This window comes from Streptomyces sp. NPDC027185 (genome assembly GCF_055567035.1).
Map to the genome: position 1 here is coordinate 337,849 of NZ_JBVHRF010000006.1, position 14,418 is coordinate 352,266.

At 70.4% G+C, this 14,418-nt stretch carries 14 protein-coding genes; 4 read left to right on the plus strand and 10 right to left on the minus strand.

What is annotated here, in order from left to right; genetic code table 11:
- Nucleotides 1-17 precede the first annotated feature (17 nt).
- The 4 genes from ACZ4M8_RS21440 to ACZ4M8_RS21455 form a co-directional block, all read right to left on the minus strand.
- Nucleotides 18-1,145 carry a GuaB3 family IMP dehydrogenase-related protein gene (locus ACZ4M8_RS21440; protein WP_467609662.1) on the minus strand — a complete coding sequence of 376 codons (1,128 nt, stop codon included), beginning with the start codon at nucleotides 1,143-1,145 and terminating at the stop codon, nucleotides 18-20.
- A 182-nt stretch (nucleotides 1,146-1,327) separates the two neighbouring features.
- A complete protein-coding gene (gene guaB / locus ACZ4M8_RS21445) occupies nucleotides 1,328-2,830 on the minus strand; it encodes an IMP dehydrogenase (protein ID WP_467609664.1) in 1,503 nt (500 codons plus the stop codon).
- A 154-nt stretch (nucleotides 2,831-2,984) separates the two neighbouring features.
- Nucleotides 2,985-3,560 carry a sigma-70 family RNA polymerase sigma factor gene (locus tag ACZ4M8_RS21450; protein WP_285229389.1) on the minus strand — a complete coding sequence of 192 codons (576 nt, stop codon included), beginning with the start codon at nucleotides 3,558-3,560 and terminating at the stop codon, nucleotides 2,985-2,987.
- 497 nt (nucleotides 3,561-4,057) lie between these two features.
- Nucleotides 4,058-4,669 (minus strand): response regulator transcription factor, encoded by a 612-nt coding sequence (locus ACZ4M8_RS21455; protein ID WP_003948568.1) that lies wholly within the window; start codon nucleotides 4,667-4,669, stop codon nucleotides 4,058-4,060.
- A gap of 396 nt (nucleotides 4,670-5,065) precedes the next feature.
- Between ACZ4M8_RS21455 and ACZ4M8_RS21460 the strand changes: the two genes are divergently transcribed.
- Nucleotides 5,066-5,398, plus strand: a complete 333-nt coding sequence (locus ACZ4M8_RS21460) for a WhiB family transcriptional regulator (RefSeq protein WP_467609666.1) — start codon at nucleotides 5,066-5,068, stop codon at nucleotides 5,396-5,398.
- 127 nt (nucleotides 5,399-5,525) lie between these two features.
- Here the strand turns inward: ACZ4M8_RS21460 and ACZ4M8_RS21465 are convergent, their stop codons facing one another.
- Nucleotides 5,526-6,437 carry a LysR family transcriptional regulator gene (locus tag ACZ4M8_RS21465; protein ID WP_467609668.1) on the minus strand — a complete coding sequence of 304 codons (912 nt, stop codon included), beginning with the start codon at nucleotides 6,435-6,437 and terminating at the stop codon, nucleotides 5,526-5,528.
- Nucleotides 6,438-6,653: 216 nt separating this feature from the next.
- On the opposite strand from ACZ4M8_RS21465, the gene ACZ4M8_RS21470 reads away from it, so the two are divergent.
- Nucleotides 6,654-7,427 (plus strand): SDR family NAD(P)-dependent oxidoreductase, encoded by a 774-nt coding sequence (locus ACZ4M8_RS21470; RefSeq protein ID WP_467609670.1) that lies wholly within the window; start codon nucleotides 6,654-6,656, stop codon nucleotides 7,425-7,427.
- 151 nt (nucleotides 7,428-7,578) lie between these two features.
- Here ACZ4M8_RS21470 and ACZ4M8_RS21475 read toward each other — a convergent pair whose 3' ends face one another.
- From ACZ4M8_RS21475 to ACZ4M8_RS21485, 3 genes are all read right to left on the minus strand, one after another.
- Nucleotides 7,579-8,169 (minus strand): GntR family transcriptional regulator, encoded by a 591-nt coding sequence (locus ACZ4M8_RS21475; protein ID WP_467609671.1) that lies wholly within the window; start codon nucleotides 8,167-8,169, stop codon nucleotides 7,579-7,581.
- Between the two features lie 101 nt (nucleotides 8,170-8,270).
- On the minus strand, nucleotides 8,271-8,516 hold the full coding sequence (locus ACZ4M8_RS21480) for a DUF397 domain-containing protein (protein ID WP_467609673.1): 246 nt from the start codon (nucleotides 8,514-8,516) through the stop codon (nucleotides 8,271-8,273).
- On the minus strand, nucleotides 8,513-9,364 hold the full coding sequence (locus ACZ4M8_RS21485; RefSeq protein WP_467609674.1) for a helix-turn-helix domain-containing protein: 852 nt from the start codon (nucleotides 9,362-9,364) through the stop codon (nucleotides 8,513-8,515). Before ACZ4M8_RS21485 ends, ACZ4M8_RS21480 begins: the two co-directional genes overlap by 4 nt.
- 609 nt (nucleotides 9,365-9,973) lie before the next feature.
- On the opposite strand from ACZ4M8_RS21485, the gene ACZ4M8_RS21490 reads away from it, so the two are divergent.
- Complete coding sequence (locus ACZ4M8_RS21490; RefSeq protein ID WP_467609676.1) at nucleotides 9,974-10,312, plus strand: hypothetical protein; 339 nt, start codon at nucleotides 9,974-9,976, stop codon at nucleotides 10,310-10,312.
- Nucleotides 10,313-10,426: 114 nt separating this feature from the next.
- Here ACZ4M8_RS21490 and groL read toward each other — a convergent pair whose 3' ends face one another.
- Both groL and groES read right to left on the minus strand, forming a co-directional pair.
- Entirely contained in the window at nucleotides 10,427-12,052 is a 1,626-nt protein-coding gene (gene groL, locus ACZ4M8_RS21495; RefSeq protein WP_467609678.1) for a chaperonin GroEL, read from the minus strand.
- Between the two features lie 103 nt (nucleotides 12,053-12,155).
- Nucleotides 12,156-12,464 (minus strand): co-chaperone GroES, encoded by a 309-nt coding sequence (gene groES, locus ACZ4M8_RS21500; RefSeq protein WP_030287454.1) that lies wholly within the window; start codon nucleotides 12,462-12,464, stop codon nucleotides 12,156-12,158.
- 442 nt (nucleotides 12,465-12,906) lie between these two features.
- Between groES and ACZ4M8_RS21505 the strand changes: the two genes are divergently transcribed.
- Nucleotides 12,907-14,346, plus strand: coding sequence for an FtsW/RodA/SpoVE family cell cycle protein (locus tag ACZ4M8_RS21505; RefSeq protein ID WP_467610006.1), 1,440 nt, complete (start codon nucleotides 12,907-12,909; stop codon nucleotides 14,344-14,346).
- Nucleotides 14,347-14,418: the final 72 nt, after the last annotated feature.

Below are 14,418 nucleotides of genomic sequence, written 5' to 3' on the forward strand. Positions count from 1 at the left end.
CGCGTCCGCCGTACGGGTCAGCGCCGGCCGCGCTGCGACGGATCGACCGTCACCTCGACCCGCTGGAACTCCTTCAGCTCGGAGTAGCCGGTCGTCGCCATCGCCCGGCGCAGCGCGCCGAAGAAGTTCATCGAACCGTCGGGCGTGGTCGACGGGCCGAGCAGCACCTCCTCGGTGGTGCCGACCGCACCGAGGTCCACCCGCTTGCCGCGCGGCACGTCCTCGTGGACCGCCTCCATGCCCCAGTGGTGGCCGCGACCGGGCGCGTCCGTCGCACGGGCCAGCGGCGAGCCCATCATCACGGCGTCCGCACCGCAGGCGATGGCCTTCGGCAGGTCGCCGGAGAAACCCACCCCGCCGTCGGCGATGACGTGCACGTACCGGCCGCCGGACTCATCCATGTAGTCCCGCCGCGCCGCCGCGACATCCGCCACCGCCGTCGCCATCGGCACCTGGATGCCCAGCACGTTACGGGTGGTGTGCGCCGCCCCGCCGCCGAAGCCGACCAGCACACCGGCGGCGCCGGTCCGCATCAGGTGCAGCGCCGCGGTGTACGTGGCGCAGCCGCCGACGATCACCGGCACGTCCAGCTCGTAGATGAACTGCTTGAGGTTGAGCGGCTCCGCCGCCGACGAGACGTGCTCGGCGGAGACCGTCGTCCCGCGGATCACGAAGATGTCGACCCCGGCGTCCACCACGGCCTGCGAGAACTGCGCGGTGCGCTGCGGCGACAGCGCGGCGGCGGTGACGACACCGGAGTCGCGCACCTCCTTGATGCGCTGCCCGATCAGCTCCTCCTTGATCGGCGCGGCGTAGATCTCCTGCATCCGCTTGGTGGCCGCGTCACCGTCCAGCTCACCGATCTCGGCGAGCAGCGGCTCCGGGTCCTCGTAGCGGGTCCACAGACCCTCCAGGTTGAGCACGCCCAGGCCACCCAGCTCACCGATGCGGATGGCGGTCCGCGGCGAGACCACGGAGTCCATCGGCGCCGCCAGGAACGGCAGCTCGAAACGGTAGGCGTCGATCTGCCAGGCGATCGAGACCTCCTTCGGGTCGCGGGTGCGGCGACTCGGTACGACGGCGATGTCGTCGAAGGCGTATGCCCGGCGGCCGCGCTTGCCGCGCCCGATCTCGATCTCAGTCACGTGTGTGGCCTTTCCCTCTACGTATGCGGTTCAAGTATCCCCGACACGGCAAAACCCGCGGCCGGGGCACCGGCCGCGGGTTTCACGGTAGGGGCGTCAGCGCCGCGAGCAGTTCGGCGCTTCCGTCGTCATCTGACTCCATCCCCCGGGGGACGACCCCCGGACCCCCGGCCGGGGCCCGCTCAGCGCCGCGAGTAGTTCGGCGCTTCCGTCGTCATCTGGATGTCGTGCGGGTGGCTCTCCTTGAGGCCCGCGGCGGTGATGCGGACGAAGTGGCCCTTGTCCTTCAGCTCCTGGATGTCGGCGGAGCCGACGTAGCCCATCGAGGCGCGCAGACCGCCGACGAGCTGGTGGGCCACCGAGGCGAGCGGGCCGCGGTAGGGCACCTGACCCTCGATGCCCTCGGGCACCAGCTTGTCCTCGGAGAGGACGTTGTCCTGGAAGTAGCGGTCCTTGGAGAAGGAACGCGCCTGGCCACGCGACTGCATCGCACCCAGCGAGCCCATACCGCGGTACGACTTGAACTGCTTGCCGTTGATGAAGACCATCTCGCCGGGCGACTCCTCGCAACCGGCCAGCAGCGAGCCCAGCATCACGGTGTCCGCGCCCGCCGCGATCGCCTTGGCGATGTCACCGGAGAACTGCAGACCGCCGTCGCCGATCAGCGGCACCCCGGCCGCGTGCGCCGCCTGCGCCGCCTCGTAGATCGCGGTGACCTGCGGCACGCCGACACCGGCGACCACCCGGGTGGTGCAGATCGAACCGGGGCCGACACCGACCTTGATGCCGTCCGCACCCGCGTCGATCAGCGCCTGCGCGCCGTCCCGCGTCGCGACGTTGCCGCCCACGACGTCGACGCTGATGTTGGACTTCACCTTGGCGATCATGTCGAGGATGCCGCGGCTGTGACCGTGCGCGCTGTCGATGACGAGGAAGTCCGCACCGGCCTCGACGAGCGCCTGCGCCCGCTCGTACGCGGCGTCGCCCACGCCGACCGCCGCACCGACGACCAGCCGGCCCTCGGCGTCCTTCGCGGCGTTCGGGTACTTCTCCGCCTTGACGAAGTCCTTGACCGTGATCAGGCCCTTGAGGACGCCCGCGTCGTCGACCAGCGGCAGCTTCTCGATCTTGTGGCGGCGCAGCAGCTCGACGGCGTCCTCGCCCGAGATGCCGACCTTGCCGGTGACCAGCGGCATCGGCGTCATGACCTCACGGACCTGACGGCTGCGGTCCATCTCGAAGGCCATGTCGCGGTTGGTGACGATGCCCAGCAGCTTCCCCGCCGCGTCGGTCACCGGCACACCCGAGATCCGGAACTTCGCACAGAGCGCGTCGGCCTCGGCGAGCGTGGCGTCGGGCCGGACCGTGATCGGGTCGGTGACCATGCCGGACTCGGAGCGCTTGACCAGATCGACCTGGTTGGCCTGGTCCTCGATGGAGAGATTGCGGTGCAGCACACCGGCGCCGCCCTGACGCGCCATGGCGATCGCCATCCGCGCCTCGGTGACCTTGTCCATCGCCGCCGAGAGCAGCGGAATGTTCACGCGTACGTTCCGCGAGACCCGGGAGGCGGTGCTGACCGCGTTGGGCAGCACCTCCGACGCGCCGGGCAGCAGCAGAACGTCGTCGTACGTCAGCCCCAGCATGGCGAATTTGGCGGGCATACCGTCGACGTTGTCACTCATGACACCTTCCCCAATGCTCTTGCCTCAGCGCGGACGTCCATGCTAACGGCCTGGAGTGGTGTCTCATTCCACGAGAGATGAGGGCCTCGTCACCCGTACATTCCTACGTCCACATCCGGCCATTGGCGTACGGTTCGCCCCGCCGCGCACGGGCCTACTGCTCGGCGAGCGCCCGCAGCCGGCTCAGCGCCCGGTGCTGCGCGACGCGCACCGCGCCCGGCGACATCCCGAGCATCTGCCCGGTCTCCTCCGCCGTCAGCCCGACGGCGACCCGCAACAACACCAGCTCCCGCTGATTCTCCGGCAGATTGGCCAGCAGCTTCTTCGCCCAGGCGGCATCACTGCTCAGCAGCGCCCGCTCCTCGGGCCCCAGCGAATCGTCCGGCTGCTCGGGCATCTCGTCGGACGGCACCGCCGTACTCCCGGGCCCGCGCATCGCGGCCCGCTGGAGATCGGCGACCTTGTGCCCCGCGATGGCGAAGACGAACGCCTCGAAGGGCTTCCCGGTGTCGCGGTAGCGCGGCAGCGCGCAGAGCACCGCGACACAGACCTCCTGCGCCAGATCCTCGACGAAGTGCCGGGCGTCCCCGGGCAACCGGGAGAGACGTGTCCGGCAGTAGCGCAGCGCCAGCGGATGCACATGGGCCAGCAGATCGTGCGTGGCCCGTTGGTCCCCTTCGACTGCGCGTGCAACGAGATCACCGATCTCCTGCTTGCCGTCATCGCGCATCGGTCCATGGTGCCCTGGCGCGGGACCGCCCTTGGCACCGCCCTCGTCGTTGTGCACTGAACCGTTACGAGCCGCCGCGTTAGCACGCACGTCCCACGCCTCCCCCGATCGGGTTGTGCCCATGCCGACGTCGAGTCCTCGCCGGTAGCGTGTATCCGTGCCGTGAGGCATCGGGTAAGGCTTGTCCGTCATGAGGTCTCTTCTTGGCCGAGTGAGAAGCCCCGGCCTCCGCCGGGGAGGAGTCACACGTCAAGGATGCGGCATCCCGTGACGTTTCGGCGTCCAAGGGTTGCCCACACCGCTCACGGACCACCCCGCCGCCCGAGGTACAGGGCACCGGCCGACGACCGCCCCCGAAGCCCGGCGCGAGCCGCCGCCCGTACGGCAGCGCTCCCCCGCACGGCCCGCACCGCGCCATCCGCCGCACATGTGGCAAGAGGGCCACGGCGCTCACCTCTCCTGCCGGAGAAGCCGCCGTGACCCCGATCACCGGTAGGTCAGCGCACCAGACCCCAGCGGAACCCCAGGGCCACCGCATGGGCGCGGTCCGAGGCGCCGAGCTTCTTGAACAGCCGCCGGGCGTGGGTCTTGACCGTGTCCTCGGAGAGGAACAGCTCGCGGCCGATCTCGGCGTTCGACCGGCCGTGGCTCATGCCCTCCAGCACCTGGATCTCCCGGGCGGTGAGCGTCGGGGCGGCCCCCATCTCGGCGGAGCGCAGCCGTCGCGGCGCGAGCCGCCACGTCGGGTCCGCGAGCGCCTGGGTGACCGTGGCCCGCAGCTCGGCGCGGGAGGCGTCCTTGTGCAGATAGCCGCGGGCACCGGCGGCGACCGCGAGGGCCACACCGTCCAGGTCCTCGGCCACCGTGAGCATGATGATGCGGGCGCCCGGGTCGGCGGACAGCAGCCGGCGCACCGTCTCCACACCGCCCAGACCGGGCATGCGCACGTCCATCAGAATCAGATCCGAGCGATCGGCACCCCAGCGGCGGAGGACTTCCTCGCCGTTGGCGGCCGTCGTCACGCGCTCGACGCCGGGAACGGTCGCAACCGCCCGGCGGAGCGCTTCTCGGGCAAGCGGGGAGTCGTCGCAGACGAGGACAGAAGTCATGACTGTCCCCCGCGGCTCTCACAGCTGCTGCGCGTCACCTTGAGCCTCCAGGCTGGTACGTATCGTCACCTGTGCGCTTGACGGGCTCGGACACCTGCCCGACCACTACTCCGCCAACCGCTTTCGCACACTCAACGACGGTCACTCGAAAGAGTTACGGGTTCGAGCATCGAATTCGGCACGCTGCGTGAGGGTCCGGATACGCAGACGGACACGGTTCTTCGCGAGCGACCATCCGCCCCGCATGAACCCTATGCCCTATTTGGCTCTCTTCCTTCCATTTTCCGGCGATCTGCGGCTAGATTCGCAATGAGTCATATTTACATCTACTTACACAGTAGATGTACCGTCGTCACCACCGAGCCCGATACAGCAATCGCTTCGAGGGGACACGCAATGGCAGATTTCTCCCGCCTCCCGGGCCCGAACGCAGACCTCTGGGACTGGCAGCTGCTGGCAGCCTGCCGCGGCGTGGACAGTTCGCTGTTCTTCCACCCCGAAGGGGAACGCGGTGCCGCCCGCAGTGCGCGTGAGACATCGGCGAAGGAGGTCTGCATGCGCTGCCCCGTACGGGCCGAATGCGCGGCGCATGCGCTGGCCGTCCGCGAGCCCTACGGGGTCTGGGGCGGCCTGACCGAGGACGAACGCGAGGAGCTGATGGGCCGGGCGCGGCACCGGATGGTCCCCGCGACCACGCTGGTGGGCCACGCGAGCACCCGGAGCGGCTGACACCGGACGGCGGAACCGGTCAGCAGAAACGTTCCTCCATGGGCGTGGCCTCGCCTCGGCCAGGGGTGTGGTCATGCCGCGTACCAGCGGCCGGAGGGCGGAAACCCGGCCGCGTACCGCCGTGCCGTCAGCGGGCCGCAGCGCGCTCCAGCTGATCGAGCATCGCGCCGACGGCCGGGACCCGTGCGAGGTCCGGCAGGGTGAGGGCGACGATCTCGCGGTGCACGGCAGGCTCCAGGCGGAGGGTGCGCGCGCCCTTGGGGCGGACCGAGGCGAGGGTCAGCTCGGGCAGGGCGGCGACGCCGAGACCCGCGCCGACCAGGCCGATCACCGCCGGGTAGTCATCGGTGGCGAAGTCGATGCGCGGGGTGAAACCGGCGTTCTCGCAGACCTCGACCAGATGCGTACGGCAGCGGGGGCAGCCGGCGATCCACGGCTCGTCGGCGAGGTCGCCGAAGGCGGCGGAGCCGGTGGCGGCGAGGCGGTGGCCCTCGGGTACCAGGCCCACCAGGCGGTCGGTGAGGACCGGGCGGACGACGAGGTCGTCCCAGTCGGCGCAGCCCTCCGGGGCAGCGGCGCGCGCCTCCGGGTAGCGGAAGGTCAGCGCGATCTCGCAGTCACCGTTGCGCAGCATCTCGATCGAGCGGGGCGGCTCGGCCTCGTCCAGGGAGACGCGGGTGCGCGGGTGGGCGGCGCGCATGGCGGCCAGCGCGGTGGGCACCAGCGTCGAGCTGCCGGAGGGGAAGGAAACCAGGCGGACGCGGCCGGCGCGGAGCCCCGCGATGGCGGCGACCTCCTCCTCCGCCGCGGTGAGCCCGGCGAGGATGCCGACGGCGTGCCGTACGAGCGCCTCGCCCGCCTGGGTCAGCCGCATCTCGCGGCCGGTACGGATCAGCAGCGGGGTGCCCGCCGACTGCTCCAGGGCCTTCATCTGCTGGCTGACGGCCGGCTGGGTGCAGCCCAGCTCACGGGCGGCGGCGGAGAACGAACCGGTACGGGCGACCTCCCGCAGCACGCGGAGATGGCGAGCCTCGATCATGGAGCCAGTATAAGTCACGCTTGGAGGTAAGAGGAAAATAAGAGATGCGCCTTTGAAGGCGTGCGCCGCGCCCGTTCCCGCCCTCCGCTCCCGTTCCGGCCCGGGAAATGCCGTACGAGGGCTTTGGGCGGAAGGGTCCGGGGCGAGGGTGACAGGCATTCGTACGGGTGGCCGGACGGGTGCGTTCATGTCATCCGGGGCGGATAGCGTGCCCGCATGACGACTGCATTGATCACGGGAGCGACCTCGGGCATCGGGGCGGCGTTCGCCCGGCGCCTCGCGCACGACGGCCACAACCTCGTCCTGGTGGCACGCGACGAGAAGCGGCTGCACCGGCAGGCGACCGAACTGCACGACCTGCACGGAATCGAGGCGAGCGTACTGAGCGCCGATCTGGCCACGGAGGACGGCATCGCCGCGGTCGAGGAGCGGCTCGGCGACCGGACGCACCCCGTGGACCTGTTGATCAACAACGCGGGCTTCGGCAACAAGGGCGAGTACCTGGACGTCCCGATGGCCGATGAGCTGGCGATGCTCAAGGTGCACTGCGAGGCGGTGCTGCGGCTGACCACGACGGCGGTGCGCGGGATGCGGGAGCGGCGGCGCGGCGGGGTCGTCAACGTCGCCTCCGTCGCGGCGTTCGTGCCGAGCGGCACCTACGGGGCGAGCAAGGCGTGGGTGGTGCAGTTCACGCAGGGCGCGGCGCGGGACCTGGCGGGCACCGGGGTGCGGCTGATGGCGCTGTGCCCCGGCTTCGTCCGGACGGAGTTCCACCAGCGGGCCGAACTGCGCACCGACAACATCCCCGGCTGGATGTGGCTGGACGCGGACAAGCTGGTCGACGCCGCGATGCAGGACCTGGCCCGCGGCCGCGCTCTCTCCATCCCCGACCCCCGCTACAAGGCCCTGATGGGCGCCGTGAAGCTGACCCCGCGCAGCGTCCTGAGCGGCCTGACCTCGCGTACGGGCCGGAAGTTCGGGCCGAAGTAGCGGACACGGCGGGCCGGGACCGGGGTACGCCGCGACGGCTCGCGCTCCGGCCGGGCCGGCGGGTGCGGGGGCGTGCGTGCCGCTCCGGCCCGGCGGGCGCGGCCGCCACCGGATCAGCGGGCCCCGCGCACCGCGGTTCCGCGCGTCGCCGTTACGCCTCGATGTCGTATTCCAGGACGTACGCGGACGAGTCCAGGATCATCTCGTTGACCTCGACGGGACGGCCGCCGTCCGTGAAGGCGGTGCGGACGATGACGATCACGGGCGTCCCGGCGCCGAGGCTCAGCCGGTCCGCCTCGTCCCGGGACGGCATCCGGCTGCGGATCTCCTCCCGGAAGCGCACCGGTTCACAGCCCAGTTCGGCCAGGCGGGCGTAGACGCCGCCGGGCCCGGTGTCCTCCTGGACGATCGCCGAACCGGCCACCGGAGCGGCGGGCAGATAGCTGGTGGCCAGCAGTACCGGTTTGCCGTCGAGGACGAACCGGCGGCGGCGCACGCACACCGCCTCGTGCGACTCGATCCCGAGCACGTCCGTGACGGCGGCGGGCGCCGGTTCCTCGCCGACGACGAGCTGATCGACGACCAGCTCCCGCCCTTCGGCGTCGGCCGACCAGATGGAGCGCCCTTCACCCCACTGCTCCCGCGCGAGCCGCTGGACGCCGCGGCGGCGTAGGGGGCGGAAGCGGGGTGTCTCGGCGCCGCGCTGCCCCTCCGGCCGGCGGCCGTCACCGTTGACGGTCATACGCGCTCCTCGCTGATCGCTGGGGAATGGGTCCCGACAGTACGACGACGGCCCCCGTTTCCGGGGACCGCCCGTCTGCTTGGGTGACTGCGCAACGCCCGTCAGATAACCGGGAACTCCCCACCCCTGACGGCGGAAACGAACGACGACCAACCGCCGACCGGGAAGACCAACGCGGGCCCCTGCGGAGCCTTGGAGTCTCGGACGGCGATGGCCGCGTACACGGTGCCGGTCAGGTCAGCGGTCTCCACACACTGTGATTCGCCGCCTGCGCTGTAGGAGGACTTCTTCCAGACGGCTCCTTCGAGCGCTAGGGCCATGAGGGCGCGTCCGTTCTTCGTGGTCACTTGTGCAGTCCTTCCAGATATTCGTTGAGGAGATCCCGTGACTTGTCGACGGAGAGCGCGATGGAAGCTATGGCGTTGAACTCCGTACTCAGCAGGTCGACTTGCTTCGCATCATCCGTGTGACTACCGCCCAAAGTGCTGTCGATGCTGGCCACCGTTGCCCACGGGTGTCGGTACGAGAGGATGGCCATGCCGCTGGCCCCATACGTCGGGTGCGCGGTGAGCGGGATGAGCTGAAGCTCGACGTTCGACATCTCCGAGGCATCGAGGAGCTTGCGAATCTGGTCCCGCATGACCGCAGGCCCTGACTCGAACTGAGCGTGCAGCGCTGACTCGGGAACAAGCGCGTGGAGCTTGGTTGCACTACTGAGGACGGCCTGTCGTGCCATCCGGATCGAAACCAGCGTCTCAGCGTGCGCCGCGGACTCCGTGGTAGGGGCCCGCGTGATCATCTCCCGAACGTATCCGGGCGACTGAAGCGGACCGGGCACGACCACCGGATGCTGGATGCGGATCGTCTGCGCTTCGGCTTCCAGCTCGATGAAGTCGAGGTAGTTCTGACCGATGCGGTCGGCGTAGGCCGCCCACCAGCCTCCGCCGATCGGCTCCTCAGCCGCCTTAGCGACTTCCTCCACACCAGCCGGGTCACCGACGCCCAACTTGGCGCACAGGCTCCGCACTTCATCACCCGAGATCCGGTACGTGCCGCGCTCGATGCGACTGAGGCGGGTGGTGTCCCAACCCATGAGCTTGGCCGCATCGCCGGACTTCATGGAGCCACGCCAGCGACGCAACTGACCGCCAACTCTGCGCCGTTTGATAGTCGGTGTCGCTCGCTTCTGCGCCATGGTCGCAGTTTGGCACGTCGTTGACCACGCTGGCGACTGAGACAGATGTTCCACCCTTTTGGCAATGCGTGCGCCACTGTTGCATTCAGACCGCCAAAAGGAGCACAGCGGGTGCGGGCCGGAAAGCAGCCAGTGACCATGGCGCCTCCCCCCTCGCTGGCTGGCGCCGTAAAGCTTCCAGAGAACGGCGACGCCTCCGAGCACTGCGAAACAGAACTCGCCGCATGAGAAGACCCCCGCGACGCTGCTGAGCGGCGACCGTCCGGGGGCGTGGCCCTCAACCCCATGGAGGTTGACGACAGTGCTGCACCTTATCCGAACGATCTTCGAAACCTTGACGGCCCGACTACTGCCCGCCCAGGGCTGCCACCGGGCCGCAGACCCGTGTCCCGTGAGGCACCAGGTTGAGGCTCCGCCCGCACATCCTGCGCTCGTACCCTCCCCCGCACCGCGCTGCGAGGACGTCCCCCTGGTACGCCCCTACGTCCTCACTCCCTCGGAGCGGCGGCAGGAACACCGCGTACAGCGGACACGGCGGCGCCAGCTGTGGTCGACGGCGCACGGTGCCGTCGGAGCGAACCTGCTCCGCGGAGGGGCGGTGACCGCCCGATGAACTCCATGGACCACGCCCGGCTGCTGCCGTGGACCAGTCCCGACGGAAAGCCGTCCTACCTCATCGGCGGCACGGGGACCGGGTACGTCTCGCGGCTCGCCGACCGGATGGAGGCGGAGCAGATGGAGGCGGCGGCGGCGCTCATCGAGGAGGCCCGCCGCACGCTCGGCTCCTGTGCGTGGACGCCCGGCGAAATCCACCTGTTGGCCTACGACTTGAGCGATGCGCTGACCAAGGTGCACCGGGTGTCGGAGAGCCGGGGTGGCCGCTTGCGGCAGATGGCGGACGACCTCGACGCGGAGGACGGCGGCGGGGGCGGCGCTTCAGCTGCCTGACGCGGGACCCGATCCCGTACCCGCTCGGCGCCTCCGGACACACCGCGAGGCCCGGCCCCCCATCGGGGACCGGGCCTCGCGTCGCGCTACCGGCGCGGCCTGTTGAGGGCCGGGTCAGTGGGCGTGGCCGTGGCCGTGGCCGGCCTCGGCGGGCTCCTCCTCGGCGGGCTTCTCGACGACCAGGGTCTCGGTCGTCAGGAGCAGCGAGGCGATGGAGGCGGCGTTCTCCAGGGCGGAGCGGGTGACCTTGACCGGGTCGATGACGCCGGCCTTGACCAGGTCGCCGTACTCGCCGGTGGCGGCGTTGAAGCCCTGGCCCTTGTCCTGCTCGGCGACCTTCGAGGTGATGACGTAGCCCTCAAGGCCGGCGTTCTCGGCGATCCAGCGCAGCGGCTCGACGGCGGCGCGGCGGACGACGGCGACACCGGTGGCCTCGTCGCCCTCCTTGCCCAGGCCGCCCTCCAGCACCTTGGCGGCGTGGACGAGCGCGGAGCCACCACCGGAGACGATGCCCTCCTCGACCGCGGCGCGGGTCGCGGAGATGGCGTCCTCCAGGCGGTGCTTCTTCTCCTTCAGCTCGACCTCGGTGGCCGCACCCACGCGGATGACGCAGACGCCGCCGGCGAGCTTGGCGAGGCGCTCCTGGAGCTTCTCGCGGTCCCAGTCCGAGTCGGTGGTCTCGATCTCGGCCTTGATCTGGTTGACGCGGCCGAGGACGTCCTCGGAGTTGCCGCCACCGTCGACGATGGTGGTGTCGTCCTTGGTGACGGTCACGCGGCGGGCGGTGCCCAGCACGTCCAGACCGGCCTGGTCGAGCTTGAGGCCGACCTCCTCGGCGATGACGGTGGCACCGGTGAGGGTGGCCATGTCGCCGAGCATCGCCTTGCGGCGGTCGCCGAAGCCGGGCGCCTTGACGGCGACGGCGTTGAAGGTGCCACGGATCTTGTTGACGACCAGGGTCGACAGGGCCTCGCCCTCGACGTCCTCGGCGATGATCAGCAGCGGCTTGGAGCCACCCGCCTGGATGACCTTCTCCAGCAGCGGCAGCAGGTCCTGGATCGAGGAGATCTTGCCCTGGTGGATGAGGATGTACGGGTCCTCCAGGACCGCTTCCATCCGCTCCTGGTCGGTGACCATGTAGGGCGAGAGGTAGCCCTTGTCGAAGGCCATGCCCTCGGTGAAGTCCAGCTCCAGACCGAAGGTGTTGGACTCCTCGACGGTGATGACACCGTCCTTGCCGACCTTGTCCATCGCCTCGGCGATCAGCTCGCCGACCTGCTTGTCCTGGGCGGACAGGGCCGCGACGGCGGCGATGTCGGTCTTGTCCTCGATGGGACGCGCGGTCGCGAGCAGGTCGTCGGAGACGGCCTTGACGGCGGCGTCGATGCCCTTCTTCAGGGCGGCGGGGGAGGCGCCGGCGGCGACGTTGCGCAGACCCTCACGGACCAGCGCCTGGGCCAGCACGGTGGCGGTGGTGGTGCCGTCACCCGCGATGTCGTTGGTCTTGGTCGCCACCTCCTTGACGAGCTGGGCGCCGAGGTTCTCGTAGGGGTCGTCGACCTCGACCTCACGCGCGATGGTGACGCCGTCGTTGGTGATGGTCGGCGCGCCGAACTTCTTGTCGATGACGACGTTGCGGCCCTTGGGGCCGATCGTCACCTTCACCGTGTCGGCAAGCTTGTTGACGCCGCGCTCCAGGGCGCGACGGGCGTCCTCGTCGAACTTCAGGATCTTCGCCATGAGTTACGTGTCCTTAACGTCGTGCTCTCAACGAACTGCGCCCCTGCCCCGGTGCTTGGACGCGGGAACCAGGGGCGCAGATCACAGCAGGATGCTGGGTGACTTACTTCTCGACGATCGCGAGAACGTCGCGAGCCGAGAGGACGAGGTACTCCTCGCCGTTGTACTTCACCTCGGTGCCGCCGTACTTGCTGTAGAGCACGACGTCGCCGACGGAAACGTCGAGCGGAAGACGGTTGCCCTCCTCGAAGCGACCCGGACCGACGGCCAGGACGACGCCCTCCTGGGGCTTCTCCTTGGCAGTGTCCGGGATGACCAGGCCAGAGGCCGTGGTCTGCTCGGCGTCGAGCGGCTGGACCACGATGCGGTCCTCAAGCGGCTTGATGGCAACCTTGGTGCTGGCGGTCGTCACGATCCGACCTCCCCCTTCGGAGATCTCACGGGGTTAACTGTCTGAGGTGGCGAGCAGATGGATCCGTCGTCGCGGGTGCCGGACCAGCCCATCGCCGTGCTTAGCACTCCCCTTCGGAGAGTGCCAACGCCGACACTATGACGCGGTTAGCACTCGGTCAAGTGGAGTGCCAGTCGTGCCGGAAACGGGTCGGCGCGGCGGACGGCGGGCCCCGGGCCCGGTCCCGGTGCGCCATACCCCGCGCCGCTCCGGCCGGATACCGTGCCGAACCGGACACATCAGGGGCGGCCGCCGCAACCTGGCACCACGGGCTCCGGTCTTCCCTCAGGGTTGCCGAGCAGGCCACAGGGGCGGGCGGCTTCCCGGACGACGGAGGAAACAGGTGCGAGGAGCGAGGAGTGCGGCGCGCGCCGCCCGGGAGGAGAGCGACGTCGAGCGCACGATGACGTTCGCCGCGCTCGCCCAGGCGCCCGACCGGCGCCGGACCGAGGCCTGGATGCTCGCCTTCGCCGTCGCCATCACCGTCGGCGGTTACGTCTACACCGGCCTGTCGATGGAGGGTCGGCTGCCCGGCGGACTGCCGTGGTTCGCCGGCGCGATGGTGCTGATCGCGTTCGTCCCGCATCTCGTCGTCCGCCGCGTCGCCGAGCGCGCCGACCCGCTGATCCTGCCGCTGGCCACCCTGCTCACCGGCATCGGCCTCGTCCTGCTGAACCGGCTGGACATCACCTACGAACGGCTGCCGCGCCTGCAGACCGCGCAGGCGGCCGACGGGCAGCTGCTGTGGACGGGGCTCGGCGCGGCGGTCTGCGTGGCGATCCTGCTCCTGCTGCGCGACCACCGGGTGCTCCAGCGGTACGTGTACGTGACGATGGCGGTCGGGCTGGTGCTGCTGATGGCGCCGGCGTTCTTCGGCGCGGACCAGTTCGGCGCCAAGCGGTGGATCCTGATCGGGCCGCTGTCGTTGCAGCCCGGCGAGTTCGTGAAGCTGATGATCGTGGTGTTCTTCGCCGGATACCTCACCGTCAACCGCAACGCGCTGGCGCTGGCCGGGCGGCGGGTGATGGGGGTGCAGCTGCCGCCCGGCCGGCAGCTCGGGCCGATCTTCACGATCTGGGTGATCAGCCTGCTGGTGCTGGTCTTCGAACGCGATCTGGGGACGTCGCTGATCTTCTTCGGCGTCTTCGTGATCATGCTGTACATGGCGACCGAGCGGACCGGCTGGGTGGTCTGCGGTCTGCTGATGGCGGCGGTCGGCGCGGCGGTGGTCGGGTCGGCGGAGCCGCACGTCAAGGGCCGGGTGATGGCCTGGCTGCACCCGATGGACATCTTCCTGCCGCCGGAGAAGCGGCCACCGGGGCTGATCTCCGCGCAGTCGGCGGAGTCGCTGTTCAGCTTCGGCAGCGGCGGCGTGGGCGGCGCCGGGCTGGGTCAGGGCCACCCCGAGCTGGTCGGGTTCGCGGGCAACAGCGACTTCATCCTCACCACCGTCGGCGAGGAGCTGGGCATGGCCGGGGTGATGGCGGTCCTGCTGCTCTACACCCTGCTCGCGCAGCGCGGGTTCCGGGTCGGGGTGAGCGCCCGCGACCCGTTCGGCAAGCTGCTCGCCGTGGGGCTGTCGGGCGCGCTGATACTCCAGGTCTTCGTGGTCGCCGGGGGCGTGACGGGGCTGATCCCGCTGACCGGCAAGGCGCTGCCGTTCCTCGCCAAGGGCGGATCGTCGCTGGTCGCGAACTGGATGATGGTCGCCGTCCTGCTCCGGATCAGCGACGCGGCACAGCGGCGCCGGGAGCCGGTGGGCGCCTTCGCCCGGCGCACCCGGCGGCGCGCGGCCCGGCGCGGCGGCGTACCCGCCCCGCGCGCGGGCGCGCCGGGACGCTGACGGGCGCGCCCCGGCCGCCGGGGCGCTGACGACCGGGGCGGTGCGCCGCGCCGTGGCCGCCCGTACGGTACG

Bases quoted from the DNA above. Each gene is read 5' to 3' on its own strand.
- ACZ4M8_RS21490 (WP_467609676.1), top strand. From the start codon at position 9,974: ATGAACTCCATGGACCACGCCCGGCTGCTGCCGTGGACCAGTCCCGAC.
- ACZ4M8_RS21455 (WP_003948568.1), bottom strand. From the start codon at position 4,669: ATGACTTCTGTCCTCGTCTGCGACGACTCCCCGCTTGCCCGAGAAGCG.
- ACZ4M8_RS21470 (WP_467609670.1), top strand. From the start codon at position 6,654: ATGACGACTGCATTGATCACGGGAGCGACCTCGGGCATCGGGGCGGCG.
- ACZ4M8_RS21475 (WP_467609671.1), bottom strand. From the start codon at position 8,169: ATGACCGTCAACGGTGACGGCCGCCGGCCGGAGGGGCAGCGCGGCGCC.
- ACZ4M8_RS21485 (WP_467609674.1), bottom strand. From the start codon at position 9,364: ATGGCGCAGAAGCGAGCGACACCGACTATCAAACGGCGCAGAGTTGGC.
- groL (WP_467609678.1), bottom strand. From the start codon at position 12,052: ATGGCGAAGATCCTGAAGTTCGACGAGGACGCCCGTCGCGCCCTGGAG.
- ACZ4M8_RS21460 (WP_467609666.1), top strand. From the start codon at position 5,066: ATGGCAGATTTCTCCCGCCTCCCGGGCCCGAACGCAGACCTCTGGGAC.
- ACZ4M8_RS21450 (WP_285229389.1), bottom strand. From the start codon at position 3,560: ATGCGCGATGACGGCAAGCAGGAGATCGGTGATCTCGTTGCACGCGCA.
- ACZ4M8_RS21465 (WP_467609668.1), bottom strand. From the start codon at position 6,437: ATGATCGAGGCTCGCCATCTCCGCGTGCTGCGGGAGGTCGCCCGTACC.
- guaB (WP_467609664.1), bottom strand. From the start codon at position 2,830: ATGAGTGACAACGTCGACGGTATGCCCGCCAAATTCGCCATGCTGGGG.
- ACZ4M8_RS21505 (WP_467610006.1), top strand. From the start codon at position 12,907: ATGACGTTCGCCGCGCTCGCCCAGGCGCCCGACCGGCGCCGGACCGAG.